Origin of the sequence: Citricoccus sp., from assembly GCF_032154715.1 — a bacterium.
GTDB lineage: Bacteria > Actinomycetota > Actinomycetes > Actinomycetales > Micrococcaceae > Citricoccus.
The window spans coordinates 21270-36554 of the sequence record NZ_JALDXU010000023.1 but is presented as its reverse complement, the minus strand read 5'-3'; the positions used below and the strand labels follow the sequence as shown (position 1 = coordinate 36554).

Here is a 15285-nt window from a genome sequence, read left to right as displayed (position 1 = left end):
GGGGCGGGGCCGTCGTCGTATTCGGTCCTGCCGGTCAGTCCGTGCCGGTGCGCAGGCGGCTCCGTGAGGGCGTCTGCGGTGGCCCGGCGATCGCGTTCAGTGCCGGCGCTGGCTGCGGCGTCCCTGCGGCCGGTGCAGGGCGGAGAGCAGCTCCTCGAAGAGCTCGGCCGACTGGGCCGCCGTTTCCCCGGGCCACGCGTGGACGGGCCAGGCGGCGCCCTGGATCTGCTGCCAATTGCCCTGTTCGGGGATGGCGACGGGGAGCAGGCGGTCGCCATACATCCGCTCCATCTCACCCAGGCGGAACTGGTGTTCCGTGCTGGCCGGGCGCACCCGGTTGGCGACCACCCCGGTGGAACGGACCCCCTGGGCGTACTCCTTCCGGAACAGGTCGAGGGCCCGGAGAGTCCGCTCCGTGCCGGCCACGGAGAACAGGCTCGGCTCGGCCACCAGCAGGACGTCCGTGGAGGCCGCCCAGGCCATGCGGGTGACTCCGTTCAGCGCGGGAGGGCAGTCGATCAGCACCAGGGCGTACTTGGTCACAGACTCCAACAGGGTGCTCAGCCGCCGCAGTTCACGCGGTCGGGTGGTGGGTCGTTCGAAGAGGGACGTACGGGACGAGCCGCGCACCACGTCGAGAATTTTGCTCACTCCCGGGATGCCGGTCTCGGCGGCCCCCGCAGTGAGGTCAGGCCAACCGGAGGCGATGACGTGATCGGTCAGGCTCACGCGCCGGGGGCGGTCCAGCAGGGTGCCGATGTCGTCTCTGCCCTGGATGTCCTGGCCCTGCTTGACGCCGAGGCCCGTGGTGGCATCGGCATGGGGGTCCATGTCCACCACCAGGGTGGGGATGCCCTGGGCCCGCGCCGCGGAGGCCAGTCCGAGGGTGACCGAGGTCTTGCCGACCCCGCCCTTGAGGCTGGAAATGGAGATGATCTGCACGGCGTGGGAATCCTGACTGTGGTGGGGCACGGTAGGCGAAGGCGGCCCTGGACCGATGAATGGCCGGAGAACCAGCCTCTAGTCTAGTGCCGGTCCTCGTGTGACGGGCGTCATAGAGTCCGGGCTCCGGCGTGTGCAAAACTGGCCCGTGATGTGAGCCACAAAGAGGTGGTTCACCCGAGCGCGACCAGCGCGATGACGTCGGCCCCCGGCCACCGAGGAGGTCCCATGTCCCCGAGGACGACCGATGGCATGTTCACCAAAGTGCTGGTGGCCAACCGCGGCGAAATTGCCGTGCGCGCCTTCCGCGCCTGCTACGAGCTGGGCGCCCGCACGGTGGCGGTGTTCCCCTACGAAGACCGGAACTCCATCCACCGGCAGAAGGCGGACGAGGCCTACCGCATCGGTGAGGAAGGGCACCCGATCCGCGCCTACCTGGATGTGGATGAGATCATCCGGGTGGCCACGGAGTCGGGCTGTGACGCCATCTACCCCGGGTACGGGTTCCTCTCGGAGAACGCCGGACTGGCGCGCGCCTGCGAGGAGGCGGGCATCGCCTTCGTCGGTCCACCGGCCGACGTCCTGGAGCTGACGGGCAACAAGGTCGAGGCCCTGCGAGCGGCCAAGGCCGCCGGGATCCCGACGCTGAAATCCTCGGAGCCGAGTTCGGACGTGGACTGGCTGGTCTCCCAGGCCGGTGACATCGGCTTCCCGATCTTCGTCAAGGCCGTGGCCGGCGGCGGCGGCCGCGGCATGCGCCGGGTCGAGACCGCGGCCGATCTGCCGGACGCCCTGAACGCTGCCATGCGCGAGGCGGAGACCGCCTTCGGCGACGCCACCATGTTCCTGGAGCAGGCCGTCCTGCGGCCCCGGCACATCGAGGTCCAGGTGCTGGCCGACTCGACGGGGGAGACGGTCCACCTCTTCGAACGTGACTGCTCCATGCAGCGGCGCCACCAGAAGGTGATCGAGATCGCTCCGGCCCCCAACCTGGACGACTCCATCCGTCAGGCGCTGTACGACGACGCGGTGAAGTTCGCCCGCGCCATGGACTACGTCAACGCCGGCACAGTCGAGTTCCTCGTGGACACCGCCGGTGAACGGGCCGGACAACACGTGTTCATCGAGATGAATCCCCGCATCCAGGTGGAGCACACGGTCACGGAGGAGATCACGGACGTGGACCTCGTGGCCTCCCAGCTGCGGATCGCGGCCGGGCACAGCCTGCAGGAACTCGGCATCCACCAGGAGGACCTGCGGATCCGTGGGGCCGCGATGCAGTGCCGCATCACCACCGAGGACCCGTCGAACGGCTTCCGGCCGGACACCGGCACCATCACCGCCTACCGCTCGGCCGGCGGCTCCGGGGTCCGGCTCGACGGCGGCACCATCTACACCGGCGCCGAGATCAGTCCGCACTTCGACTCGATGCTCGTCAAGCTCAGCTGCCGCGGTCGCGACTACCCGACGGCGGTGCGCCGCACCCGGCGCGCCCTGGCCGAGTTCCGTGTGCGCGGCGTCGCCACCAACATCCCCTTCCTGATGAACGTGCTGGACGACCCGTCTTTCGTGGCCGGGGACGTGGCCACCGACTTCATCGATGCGCACCCGGAGCTGGCCCAGGTGAACCGCAGCCAGAATCGCGGCTCCAAGGCCCTGCAGTACCTGGCCGACGTCACGGTGAACCAGCCGCACGGCCCCCGGGTGGACGGGATCGATCCTCGGGACAAGCTGCCGCACTTCCCGGGGGACAAGTCCGAGGAGCCGGACCGCAGCCCCTTCGACGGCCCGTCGTCCAGTCAGCCACCGGCCGGATGGCGTCAGGTGCTGGTGGAGCAGGGGCCGGAGGGTTTCGCCGCCGAGCTGCGCTCCCGCACCGGATTGGCCGTCACGGACACCACCTTCCGTGACGCGCACCAGTCGCTGCTGGCCACCAGGGTCCGTACCCGCGACCTGCTGGCCGCCGCGCCCGCGGTCGCCCACACCCTGCCGGGGCTGTTCTCCGTCGAGGCCTGGGGCGGGGCGACCTATGATGTCGCGCTGCGCTTCCTGGCCGAGGACCCGTGGGCCAGGCTCCGGCTGCTGCGGGAGGAGCTGCCGAACATCCCGTTGCAGATGCTGCTGCGCGGCCGCAACACGGTGGGCTACACCCCGTACCCGGTCGAGGTGACCAACGCCTTCGTGCAGGAGGCAGCGGACACCGGCGTGGACATCTTCCGCATCTTCGACGCCCTGAACGACGTCGGCCAGATCGCCCCGGCCATCGAAGCGGTCCGGGCTACCGGGACCGCCGTCGCGGAGGCGGCCCTGTGCTACACGGGCAACCTGCTGGATCCGGCCGAGAAGCTGTACACGCTCGAGTACTACCTGGGGCTCGCCCGGCAGATGGTGGATGCCGGCGCGCACATCCTGGCCATCAAGGACATGGCCGGACTGCTGCGCCCCCAGGCGGCCAAGGAACTGGTGGGTGCCCTGCGCAGCGAGTTCGACCTGCCGGTGCACCTGCACACGCATGACACGGCCGGTGGGCAGCTGGCGACCCTGCTGGCCGCGGCCGACGCCGGGGTCGACGCCGTGGACACCGCCGTGGCCTCGATGGCCGGCACCACCAGTCAGGTCCCGATGTCAGCCCTCGTCGCGGCCCTGGAACACGGGGAGCGGGACACCGGACTGGGACTGGACCACGCGGCGGGACTCGAGCCGTACTGGGAGACGATCCGGGAGATCTACCGCCCCTTCGAATCCGGGCTCTCGGCTCCGACCGGCCGCGTGTACCGCCACGAGATCCCCGGCGGCCAGCTCTCCAACCTGCGCCAACAGGCGATCGCCCTGGGACTGGGGGACCGGTTCGAGCAGATCGAGAAGATGTACGAGGCGGCCAACGCCATGCTCGGGAACATCGTCAAGGTCACGCCCAGCTCCAAGGTGGTCGGCGACCTCGCCCTCCAGCTGGTCGGCATGGACGTGGACCCCGCCGCCTTCGCCGAGAACCCGCAGGACTTCGATGTGCCGGACTCCGTGATCGGCTTCCTCTCCGGTGAGCTGGGCGACCCGCCCGGAGGCTGGCCGGAACCGTTCCGCAGCCGGGCCCTGCAGAACCGGGGCCAGCGCCGCCCGGAGGCCGAGCTCTCGGCCGAGGACCGCGCGTCGTTGGACGAGCCCGGCGCCCCACGCCAGGCGACGCTCAACCGGCTCCTGTTCCCGGGGCCCACGCAGGAGTTCGAGGCCAACCGGGACGAGTTCGGAGACACCTCGGTCCTGCACACCCGCGACTGGCTCTACGGCATGGTGACGGGGCAGGAGCACGTCATCTCCCTGGGCAAGGGCGTTCGCCTGCTGGCCACGCTCCAGGCGATCGGCGAGCCCGATGCCAAGGGCCTGCGGCCCGTCATGGTGACCCTGAACGGGCAGGCGCGCCAGATCACGGTCCGGGACCGGTCCGTGGAATCGACGGCCCGGGCCGCCGAGAAGGCGGACCCGGCGTCCACCGGTCACGTCGCGGCACCGTTCGCCGGGGTCGTGACGGTCAACGTCGCCGAGGGTGATGCGGTGGAGGCCGGCGCCACCGTGGCCACCATCGAGGCCATGAAGATGGAGGCGGCCATCACGGCCCAGGCCGGCGGGACGGTGTCCCGCGTGGTGCTGAGCGGGACCACCCCGGTGGAGGGCGGCGACCTGCTCCTCGTCGTGGGCTGACACCGGGGTCGTCGGGCGAGGCCCGGCCGGGCACGGTGCCCGTGGACCGTAGGCTGGGCCCATGGGCACCGACACCACCTCATCGTTCGATCTGATCATCATCGGCTCCGGTTCCGGCAACTCGCTGGTCACCCCCTACTGGGACGGCCGGCGGGTGGCCATCATCGATGCCGGGGTCTTCGGTGGCACCTGCCTCAACGTCGGCTGTATCCCGACGAAGATGTTCGCCTACCCGGCCTCCCTGGCGGCCGTCCCGGCGGAGTCCGGACGGTTGGGCGTGGACCTGGAGCTCGGCGGGACGGACTGGGAGGGAATCCGGGACCGGATCTTCTCCCGGATCGATGCGATCTCCGCGGGAGGCTTCCGGTACCGCGACCAGGAGTTGGAGCACACCACCGTCATCACCGAGGAATGCCGATTCACCGGCACCCACCAGTTGACGACGGCGAGCGGGCGGGTCCTGGAAGCGGAGACCATCGTGGTGGCCGCGGGATCACGTCCGGTGAGGCCGGACGTTCCGGGCATCGACCTGCCGCAGGTGCACACCTCGGACTCGATCATGCGGCTGCCGACGCTGCCCGAGACGCTGGTGGTGCTCGGCGGAGGATTCATCGCCGCCGAGTTCGCCGCGGTCTTCTCCGGCCTCGGTTCCTCGGTGGTCCAGGTCAACCGCTCCTCGCAGTTGCTGCGCACCCACGACGAGACGATCTCGGAGCGGTTCACCGAGCTCGCCTCCCGGCAGTGGCGGCTCGAGACCGGCTGGACCCTGTCCAGGATCGATGAGGCGGAGTCCGGGTGGGTCGCGGTGCACCTCGAGGGCCCGGAGGGTGCCACGATGGTGGTCGACGCCGAGGCGGTCCTCGTGGCCCAGGGGCGCACCCCGAACACCGACCGGCTGGACCCGGCCTCCGCCGGCCTGGACGTGCACGGCGACGGCCGGCTGGTGGTGGACGAGTACCAGCGGCTGCTCTCCGGCGGAGCACCGGTTCCGGGGCTGTGGGCCCTGGGGGACATCTCCAGTGAGCACCAGCTCAAGCACGTGGCCAACCACGATCAGCGGATCGTCTCCCACAATCTGGAACATCCGGATGACCTGAGGGCCAACACGCTCGGCCCGATTCCGTCCGCCGTGTTCACCAGGCCGCAGATCGGGTCGGCCGGCCTCACCGAGGCTCAGGCGGTGGCCGAGTACGGCCGTGACCGGATCAGCGTCAAAGTGCAGGAGTACGGTGACGTGGCCTATGGCTGGGCCATGGAGGACACCTCGGGCCTGTGCAAGCTCATCGCCGACCGTCAGAGCGGGCAGTTGATCGGCGCGCACCTCATCGGCCACGAAGCCCCGAACCTCATCCAGCTGCTCGTGCAGGCCATGAGTTTCGGCGTGGACGCCCATACGCTGGCCCGCGGCCAGTACTGGATCCACCCGGCGCTGAGCGAGGTCGTGGAGAACGCCCTGCTAGGACTGGAGGTCCCGGACAGCGGCCTCGTGTAGGCCTTAGACGGGCTTGGGCGCCGCGTAGATCTCCTCGACCAGGCCATCGAAGTCCTTCAGCACCACGTTGCGCTTGATCTTCAGGGACGGGGTCAGCTGGCCGGACTCGATGGAGAAGTCCGCCGGGACGATCCGGAAGGCCCGGATGGACTCCGCCTGGGACACCGACTGGTTGGACTTGTCCACCACGGACTGCACATGCCCCACCACCACTGGATGAGTGGCCAGGTCCTCCACCGGAGTGTCGGCCGCGATACCGTGCTGGTGGAGCCAACCCGGCAGGATCTCCGCGTCCAGGGTCACCAGCGCCGCCACGAACGGGCGATTGTCACCGACTACCACGCACTGGGAGACGAGGGCGTCCGCACGGACCTGGTCCTCCAGGGCGGCCGGCACCACGTTCTTGCCGGAGGCCGTGACGATGATCTCCTTCTTGCGGCCGGTGATCGTCAGATAGCCGTCGTCATCCAGCGAGCCGATGTCCCCGGTGTGGAACCACCCGTCCACGATCTCCTTCTCGGTGACGTCCGGCCGGTTGTGGTACGCGCGCATCAGACAGACGCCCTGGGCCAGGATCTCGCCGTCATCGGCGATGCGGACGCCGTTGCCCGGCAAGGGCTTTCCGACGGTGCCGATCTTCACGGCGCTGGGCACGTTCACGGTGACCGGCGCGGTGGTCTCCGTGAGGCCGTAGCCCTCCATGATGTTGACGCCGATGCCGCGGAAGAAGTGACCCAGGCGGGCGCCGAGGGGGCCGCCACCGGACACGGCATGCGCCACCTGCCCGCCCATGGCATCCCGGATCTTGCCGTAGAGCAGCTTGCCGAAGAGCGCATGCTTCGCGCGCAGCATGAGGGGGACCTTGCCATCGGACAGGGCCTTCGAATAGTCGATGGCAGTCTGTGCCCCGGCGGCGAAGATCTTCCCCTTGCCGCCTGTCTCCGCCTTCAGCTGGGCCGAGTTGTAGACCTTCTCGAAGACGCGGGGGACGGCCAGCAGGAAGGTCGGCTTGAAGGACTGGAGGTCCGGGACCAGCTGCTTGATGTCCGAGGTGTGACCCACCTTGGCACCGCCGGCCAGCGCCAGCACGGAGATGAACCGCGCGAAGACGTGCGCGAGGGGGATGAACATGACGGTGCTGGAGCGGGCGTTGACGATCCCGGCCAGGTCCGTCCCGAGTGCCTGCAGGCTGAGTTCGGCGAAGTTGCCGTGGGTGAGCTCACAGCCCTTGGGCTTCCCGGTGGTGCCCGAGGTGTAGATGATGGTGGCCAGATCGGGCAGGTTGGCGGCGGTGCGGCGAGACTCCATGACGTCCTCGTCCGGTCCCCGGGCAGCCAGGGCGCGCAACTCGTCCAGCCCGTCGGAGTCGATCAGCCAGCTGTCCAGCAGCGGCTCGAGCTGTTCCTGACGGATGGCCGTCTCCACCACGGTGCGGTGGCGGGCCGTCTCGCAGACGACGGCACGCACGTTGGCATCGGAGACGATCCAGGCCACCTGGCTGGGGGACGAGGTCTCGTAGATGGGGACCGTCACCGCCCCTGCGTACCAGATGGCGAAGTCCACGAGGGTCCACTCATAGCGCGTGGGGGACATGATCCCGATCCGGTCGCCGGCCTCGAGACCGGCGGCGGCCAGGCCACGGGCTAAGGTGCGGACATCGTCATGGAAGGCGGAGGAGCTGACATCGGTCCACTGGCCCGGCGAGGTCTGCCGGGCGAACAGCGGCCGCTGGGGATCAGCCAGGACCTGCTGTTCGAGGAGATCGGTGATGTTCGTCTCCTGGGGAACCTGGACCGTGGGAGGGGTAATGTATTCCTTCAACGTGCGCTCCTGGTGCTTGGCGGTGCCGCTGTGTGGCGATGTGGCGCTCTGGGGTGCCGACCGGCCCGGGCGGGGGTGCCCGGGGCTTTTGACCTTACAGGACAAGCCAGAAACCGGTGTGGGCTGTACCACAATCGTGATCATACTACCCGTCGGTAACCTGAGCTGCGACCCCGGCCCGTGGGGGTGAACCCGGGGCACCGGGAGGGGCGGAGCAACGGGAGACCGCGCGGGAGACCGAAGGAGGGCTGAACGTGGCCGACGTGGCTCGAGCCGGCGCTGCACCGGTCGCCGCGGCCATCGGTCTGGACGTGGGCGGCGGCGCGGTGAAGGCAGGAACGGTGGTGCTGACCGCCGACGGGACCCTGACCGGGACAGCCGTGACCGGGACGGCCCTGGATGGGGCGGTCCTGCCGGAGGGCGCAGACTCCGCGGTCCAGGCCTCCGAGATCCGGATCGAACACCAGGTCGAAGCGGACGGTGACGCCTTGTCCGCCGTGTGCGCCGCCATCGCCCGGGACCAGTATGGCGGCCTCCGCTCCCGCTGGCCCGGGCTCCCCGTGGTGTGGGGCGTGTCCGCCGCGGCCTGGATCGATCCGCGCAGCGGTCGCTCGGTGTTCAGCCCCCACCTGGGTGGCTGGCGGGACCGCGCCCTGCCGCAGGATCTCTCCCGGGCCCTGTCCAACCTCACCGGGCTTCCCGTGGCACCCGGGGCGTCGAGCGGCCACGCACCGGGAGCGGTCCCCGTGCCCTCGGTGATCAACGACGCGGACGCGGCGGCCTGGGCCGAAGCCCGCTTGGTGCCACCTGCCGCGGGCCCTGACCGGATGGTCCTGGTGGCGATCGGCACCGGGATCGGCGGTGCGTTGGTGCGAAAGGGGGCCGTGGACATCGGTGAGCACGGCATGGCCGGTGAGTTCGGGCATATGACCATGGACCCTGCCGGCCCACCGTGCCCCTGTGGCAATACCGGCTGTTGGGAACTGCTGGTCTCCGCGGATGCCCTGGCAGCGCGTGCCGGACGAGCCTCGGCGCGTGCCACCATCGACGACGCCCTGGCCGGAGACCCGATCTGCCTCGACGCTGTGGCCGGCACCGGCCGGTGGCTCGGCCGCGGCCTGGCCACGCTGGCAGCCGTCCTGGATCCGGGACGGTTCGTCATCGGCGGAGGTGTGTCCACCGCAGGGGAGTTGTTGCTGGCGCCGGCACGAGAGGAACTGGCCCGGCACGTTCCCGGTGGGCGACGCCGTCCATTGCCGTCTGTCTCGGTCGCGACCTGGGGCAATCGGTCCGGATGGGTGGGGGCAGCGGGCGTTGCGCTGGAGCGCGCGGGCTGGCCCGTGCGGTCGCTGGCCACCGGGCCGGGACCCTCGCCGGTGGAGTAGCCCGCCACCGCCGCAGGTGGCCGGCCTCCCTAAACCTGGGCGCCGTCGTCGTTCCAGGGGTCACGGCGATCCTGGTCCCGGGGCAGGGACAGGAACAAGCCGACCGCCCCGGCCACGAAGGCGGCGATGAGGACCGTGACGACGATGCCCGGGATACCCGGCCAGAAGAGGGCAGCCAGCAGCAGTGCTGCCGGACCGCCGACCAGCCCCGCCACGCTCAAGACCATGGCAGGGCGCCCCGTCGCCAGGGATGGAGGATCCGGCGGGACGAAGTCACCCTCGTCCTCATCGTCGACGGTGTAATCACGGGGTCCCCACGCCGGTGTCTCGGCGAAGTACGAGGCGAGGTCGGGGCGCTTATCTGAGGGCGGCTCAGGCTCAGGACCGGACGGCTCGAGCGGGCCGAGGCCCGCGACGATCTGTTGCCACTGGCGATCGATCTCGGCCTGATCCTCGGGCTCGGGGTCTCCCTCGCCGTCGTGCTCGTGGCCGTGAGATCCATCTCGTCGTTCAGTCATGACCGTCCTTTCCGGCGGCTGGACTCCACGGTGGCGGACATGAAGGCGATCGACTCATCGTGGATGAGGCCGGCATCCCAGTCCAGGGTGGCGACGTGATAGCTGTTGTACAGCGGCCGAACGGACAGCAGACCTGGCCTGAGACCGCGGCCCAGGGCGGTCATCGACGCAGGCGGCACCACGTGGTCGGTGATGGAGCGGAATGCCAGCACCGGTGAGTCGACGTCCGGCAGGGCGCGGCGGGCGGCGGTCTGCACCGCGCCGATCTGCCGTACGCCGGCCAGCGGAGTGCGGGGGTAGGCGCGTTCGTCCGCATCGGGGCGCAGGGTGTCATTGGCAATGGGGGCGACGGTGCGGACGGCGAGGCGGAGCAGTCCGGCCAGGGGTGCGGCCACGGAGGCGAACCGCAGAGCCGGATTCACGACGATGGCTCCCGTGACCGGCCGGTGGGCCGCGGCGTCGAGGGCGAGGGCGCCGCCCATGGACAGTCCTGCCACGAACACGTGCTCGTGGGTGGAGAGCAGGTGATCGACGGTCTGGCGGACCGTGGCACGCCAGTCTGCTGCGGAGACCCGTTCCAGGTCCTCCCAGCGGGTGCCATGACCGGCCAGCAGGGGGACCTCGACGTCGGCACCAGCCTGGGCGAGGGCCCTGGCCCACGGGGCGACCGAGAACGGGCCGGAGGTGAAGCCGTGGAACAAGGCGACGGCGGTGGAGCCGCGACCGCGGGCCAGGACGCCGTCCGGGGCGCCGCCCAGGGTCATCGGCCGCTGCAGGGGATCCATCACGCCAGCCTAGCCGCCACGGTGGCCCCATACTCCTAGAATGGTGCCGGTCCGCACCGTCTGAGGAGAGGCTCGTCTTCCGTGTTCTATTGGTTCGCCAAGACCTTGGTGGTGGCACCCGTGACGAACCTCCTGTTCCGCCCCTGGGTGAAGGGGCTGAACAACGTGCCCGAGGAGGGGGCGGCCATCCTGGCCAGCAACCATCTCTCGGTGTCCGACTCCATCTTCATGCCGGCCCAGCTGGACCGGCAGGTGCACTTCCTGGCCAAGAAGGAGTACTTCTCGGGCAAGGGACCCAAGGGGTGGATCACCCGCAAGTTCTTCGAGGCAACCAACCAGTTGCCCATGGACCGGGCCGGCGGCAAGGCCTCGCTCGACTCGCTCCGGTCCGGCCTTGAGGTGTTGCAGGACGGCAAACTCCTCGGGATCTATCCGGAGGGCACCCGCAGCCCGGACGGACGGCTGTACCGGGGCAAGCTGGGTGTGGCCAAGCTCGCCCTGAACGCCCGGGTGCCCGTGGTGCCGATCGCGATGATCGGCACGGACAAGGTCCAGCCCATCGGCCGCACGATCCCCAGCATCCGTCGGGTGGGCATGATCTTCGGCCAGCCCCTGGACTTCTCGGAGTACTACGACCGCGCCGGCGACCGTTTCGTGGAGCGGCAGGTCACCGACCAGATCGTGGAGGCCATCCGGCGCCTCTCCGGCCAGGAATACGTGGACGTCTACGCCTCCACGGTGAAGAGTCAGCCCGCACCGGGTGCACCGGACGCACCGGGCCCGCAGTAGGTCACAAGCACGCATCCACGGCCGGGGTTCCGTACCCTGTAACCATGATTTCGGATCCCACCACAGACTTCCCGGCCTTCGGCTCAGCCCAATCCAATGGCGCCGCCGACTATCCCGGCCTGGATGACTGGCGGTCGAAGCCGGTATCCCAGCAACCCACGTGGGAGGATCCGGCCGAGTTCGAGTCCGCCATGGCGGAGCTGTCCTCCGCCCCGCCGCTGGTGTTCGCCGGCGAGGTGGATGTGCTCCGCACCCAGCTGGCCGCCGCCGCCCAGGGCGAGGCGTTCCTGCTCCAGGGTGGTGACTGCGCCGAGACGTTCGCCGGCGCCACGGCCAACAAGATCAGTGCCCGGGTCAAGACCATCCTCCAGATGGCCGTGGTCCTGACCTACGGTGCCTCCCTGCCGGTGGTGAAGATGGGCCGGATGGCCGGGCAGTTCGCCAAGCCCCGGTCCTCGGACACCGAGACCCGGGACGGCATCACCCTGCCGTCCTTCCGCGGCGAGATCGTCAACGGCTTCGACTTCACCCCGGAGTCCCGCCGTCACAATCCGCAGCGCATGGTCCAGGCCTACAACACCTCCGCCGCCACCCTGAATCTGGTCCGTGCCTTCACCCAGGGCGGATTCGCCGATCTGCGGTCCGTGCACGCCTGGAACCAGGGTTTCATGAAGAATCCCGCCTACTCCCGCTATGAGGAGCTCGCGGGTGAGATCGATCGAGCGGTGCGGTTCATGGACGCCGCGGGCGTGGACTTCAGCGCCCTGCGTCGCACGGACTTCTTCACGGCCCACGAGGCCCTGCTGCTGGACTACGAACGGGCCCTGACCCGAATCGACTCCCGCTCCGGCCTGCCGTACTCGACCTCCGGGCACTTCCTGTGGATCGGTGAGCGGACCCGTGACCTGGACGGCGCCCACGTCGAATTCCTCTCCAAGGTCCGGAACCCGATCGGCGTGAAGCTCGGGCCCACGACGGCACCCGAGGACGCCCTGGCGCTCATCGACAAGCTCGATCCCGAGCGTGAGCCGGGCCGGCTGACCTTCATCACCCGGATGGGCGCCGGCAGGATCCGGGAGAACCTGCCCGCCCTGGTGGAGGCGGTCCGCGATTCCGGAGCCCAGCCGCTGTGGGTCACCGACCCGATGCACGGCAACACGGTCACCGCCGCCAACGGGTACAAGACACGCCGATTCGACGACGTCATGGACGAGGTGCGGGGCTTCTTCGAGGTCCACCGGGCCGCCGGGACCTACCCGGGTGGCCTGCACGTGGAGATGACCGGTGACGACGTGGCGGAGTGCCTGGGCGGTTCGGACCCGATCGACGAATCGGCGTTCGCCGACCGCTACGAGACGCTGGTGGATCCGCGGCTGAACCACCAGCAGTCCCTCGAGATGGCGTTCCTGGTCACCGAGGCACTGTCCCACCCCGACCGTTCGCTCTAGGGCACCCACGCGGACATCCGGCCCGGAGGGCTGGACGTCCGCCTGGGCCGGGCGACCTGCGGTCGGATCACGGGAGGTCCACAGGATGACTAGAGGATGAGGATCCGCACCGTGGATCCCTCGGCGGCCTCGGCTCCGGACTCGGGTGACTGGTTCCGGACCCGGCCCTCGCGGCTGCCGAAGAAGTCACCGAGGATCTCGGTCTCCTCCACCTCGAAGCCGGCCTCCTCGAGCTGACGGCGTGCCTCATCCTGGGGTCGGCCGGTGACATCGGGGACCTCGATCATCCTCGGCCCCAGTGACTGGACCGCCGTGACCGTCGTCCCCGGCAGCACGTCACCCTCGGCCGGATCCTGCGTGATGATGCGGCCCGCCTCGACGGAGGCGGAATGCTCGCTGCCGCTGACCTCCAGTTGCAGGCCGGCCGCCTCCAGCTCGGACGCGGCCTCCTCCACCGTCATCCCGGCGAGATCGGGGACGGCGACCGGCTGGGGCCCGTCCGAGACGACGATGGTGACCGCGTGGTTGCGGCGCAGTTCCTCCGCGGGGGCGGGGGACTGGCTGAGGACGGAGCCCTGCTCCACGGTGTCGGAGTATTCGTGGGCCACGGCGCCCAGGGACAGTTCGGCGTCCTGAAGCGTGGCCTCGGCCTCGTCCTGCCCCAGACCGGTCAGATCGGGAACCTCGAACAGTTCGGGCCCCAAGGACACCGTGACCAGCACGGTGTTGAACCGCCTCACCTCGGTCCCGCCGGTGGGATCGGTGGCGATCACGCTGTCCTCGGCCACCACGTCATGGTGCACGCTGGCCAGGGCATAGCCGACCCCCGTCTGCTGGAGCGCATCCACCGCCGAGACCTTGCTGCGGCCCTCCACCTCCGGGACGGTGACCATTCCGCCGGGGCCGGCACCGAAGAACCAGCCCGCCAGCACCAGGATGGCCGTGATGATCAGCACGACGGCGGCCCAGATCCACATCCGCTTGCCGCTGCGGTGGCCGAGGGCCTCCGTGGGGGTCTTCGCCTGGCGGGCCGCCTGGCGCCGCTGGTGGCGCGCCGACGCGGAACGACCTGGTGCCCCGACGGTCCGCCCGATCCGTCCCGTCCTCCCGGTCGTCTCCGTCCTGGGTGCGCCGAGGGCGGGCGTTCCGGACGAACCCGAGGGGTCGGACCGGTCGGAGGCCTGGGCAGGTGGCGCACCGTGCTCGTCCGGCTGGAGCGTGGGCAGCACCGTGGTGCGGTGATGGCCGGACGGCGGCAGGACCGTGGTCGCCCCGGGATCCAGGACATCGGTGGCGTCGATGTGGTCCACGGCCCCGATGACGTCCGTGGCGTCATGGTCCCAGGACTCGCCGTCGTCCCCGAGACCGACGGCACCGTCGGAATCCTCGGGGCCGTGGGACTCGGCTTCGTGGTCGTATCCCTGAGGCCCCAGCACCTCGGTGCCGGCCGCCGGGCCGGCGGCGCCCGCTGCGGCCCCGGCAGCCGCGGGTGCCTCGACATCGAGGTCCTCGTCCGGGAGGGAGGAGCGGAGGCTGCGGATCTCGGCCAGGAGGACGGTGGCGTCCGCCGGCCGGTCGCGGGCATGCGGGGCCGTCGACCACTGCACCAGCCGGTCCAGCTCGGCTGCCAGTCCCGGGACCTCCTCGGACGGGGCGGGCACCTCGTTGTTGATGTGCTGGTAGGCCACCTGGATGGGGGAGGAGCCGGTGAAGGGCTGCCGGCCGGTCAGCATCTCGTAGGCCATGATGCCGACGGCGTAGACATCACTGCGTTCGTCCGCGGGGGAGCCGCTGACCAGTTCCGGGGAGATGTAGGCGACGGTGCCGACCAGGGCGGCGCCCGTCCCGGTGAAATTGGTGGTGGCGCGGGCCAGGCCGAAGTCGGCGACCTTGATGCGGCCGTCGCGGGACACCAGTACGTTCTCCGGCTTCATGTCGCGGTGGACCAGACCGGCCCGGTGGGCCGCGGCCAGCCCGTCGACGATGGCCTCCAGGTAGGCCAACGCCACACGAGGCGTCATGGAGCTGCGCCGTTCCAGGACCGTGCGCAACGTGTAGCCCGGCACATACTCCATGACGAGGTAGGCGAGGTCCCCGTCCGGGTGCTCGTCCACGCCCTGGTCCAGCACGTTGACCACATGTGGGTGGGAGAGCCGCGCCGCGGTCTTGGCCTCCTGCTCGAACCGTTCGACCAGGTCGGGGTTCTCGGCGAGGTGCGGGTAGAGGACCTTGAGCGCGACCTCGCGGTCCAGGCGCAGGTCCACGGCCAGATACACCGTGGACATGCCACCCCGGGCCAGCCGGGTTCGGACCTCGTACCGTCCCTCGATGACGGTCCCGTTCATGGGGTCGGCGCGGTATTCCTTCACCATTACAGGGTAGACCGGCGCAAGGCCCGGTCCGGGGACC

At 70.1% G+C, this 15285-nt stretch carries 10 protein-coding genes; 5 read left to right on the top strand and 5 right to left on the bottom strand.

Translation table 11 applies throughout. From position 1 onward, the window contains the following. Positions 1-96: 96 nt before the first annotated feature. Entirely contained in the window at positions 97-942 is an 846-nt protein-coding gene (locus RUH65_RS06155; RefSeq protein ID WP_313816408.1) for a ParA family protein, read from the bottom strand. A 252-nt stretch (positions 943-1194) separates the two neighbouring features. On the opposite strand from RUH65_RS06155, the gene RUH65_RS06150 reads away from it, so the two are divergent. Then, positions 1195-4638 (top strand): pyruvate carboxylase, encoded by a 3444-nt coding sequence (locus RUH65_RS06150; protein ID WP_313816407.1) that lies wholly within the window; start codon positions 1195-1197, stop codon positions 4636-4638. Positions 4639-4699: 61 nt separating this feature from the next. Next, the gene (locus RUH65_RS06145; RefSeq protein ID WP_313816403.1) at positions 4700-6130 is read left to right on the top strand and encodes a mycothione reductase; all 1431 of its coding nucleotides are present in this window, start codon (positions 4700-4702) and stop codon (positions 6128-6130) included. A gap of 3 nt (positions 6131-6133) precedes the next feature. Here the strand turns inward: RUH65_RS06145 and RUH65_RS06140 are convergent, their stop codons facing one another. Further along, positions 6134-7951: an AMP-dependent synthetase/ligase gene (locus RUH65_RS06140; protein WP_313816401.1), complete on the bottom strand. Its 1818-nt coding sequence runs from the start codon at positions 7949-7951 to the stop codon at positions 6134-6136. 254 nt (positions 7952-8205) lie between these two features. Here RUH65_RS06140 and RUH65_RS06135 point away from each other — a divergent pair, with 254 nt between their 5' ends. Beyond that, positions 8206-9336, top strand: coding sequence for an ROK family protein (locus tag RUH65_RS06135; RefSeq protein WP_313816400.1), 1131 nt, complete (start codon positions 8206-8208; stop codon positions 9334-9336). Positions 9337-9365: 29 nt separating this feature from the next. Here RUH65_RS06135 and RUH65_RS06130 read toward each other — a convergent pair whose 3' ends face one another. Then, positions 9366-9854 (bottom strand): hypothetical protein, encoded by a 489-nt coding sequence (locus RUH65_RS06130; RefSeq protein WP_313816399.1) that lies wholly within the window; start codon positions 9852-9854, stop codon positions 9366-9368. Further along, positions 9851-10639: an alpha/beta fold hydrolase gene (locus RUH65_RS06125; protein WP_313816397.1), complete on the bottom strand. Its 789-nt coding sequence runs from the start codon at positions 10637-10639 to the stop codon at positions 9851-9853. The genes RUH65_RS06130 and RUH65_RS06125 overlap by 4 nt, the downstream gene beginning before the upstream one ends. Before the next feature lie 81 nt (positions 10640-10720). On the opposite strand from RUH65_RS06125, the gene RUH65_RS06120 reads away from it, so the two are divergent. Then, entirely contained in the window at positions 10721-11428 is a 708-nt protein-coding gene (locus RUH65_RS06120; protein WP_313816396.1) for a lysophospholipid acyltransferase family protein, read from the top strand. Between the two features lie 44 nt (positions 11429-11472). Beyond that, entirely contained in the window at positions 11473-12876 is a 1404-nt protein-coding gene (locus tag RUH65_RS06115) for a class II 3-deoxy-7-phosphoheptulonate synthase (protein WP_313816395.1), read from the top strand. An 89-nt stretch (positions 12877-12965) separates the two neighbouring features. Here RUH65_RS06115 and RUH65_RS06110 read toward each other — a convergent pair whose 3' ends face one another. Beyond that, the gene (locus RUH65_RS06110; protein ID WP_313816394.1) at positions 12966-15248 is read right to left on the bottom strand and encodes a PASTA domain-containing protein; all 2283 of its coding nucleotides are present in this window, start codon (positions 15246-15248) and stop codon (positions 12966-12968) included. Between the last annotated feature and the right edge of the window lie 37 nt (positions 15249-15285).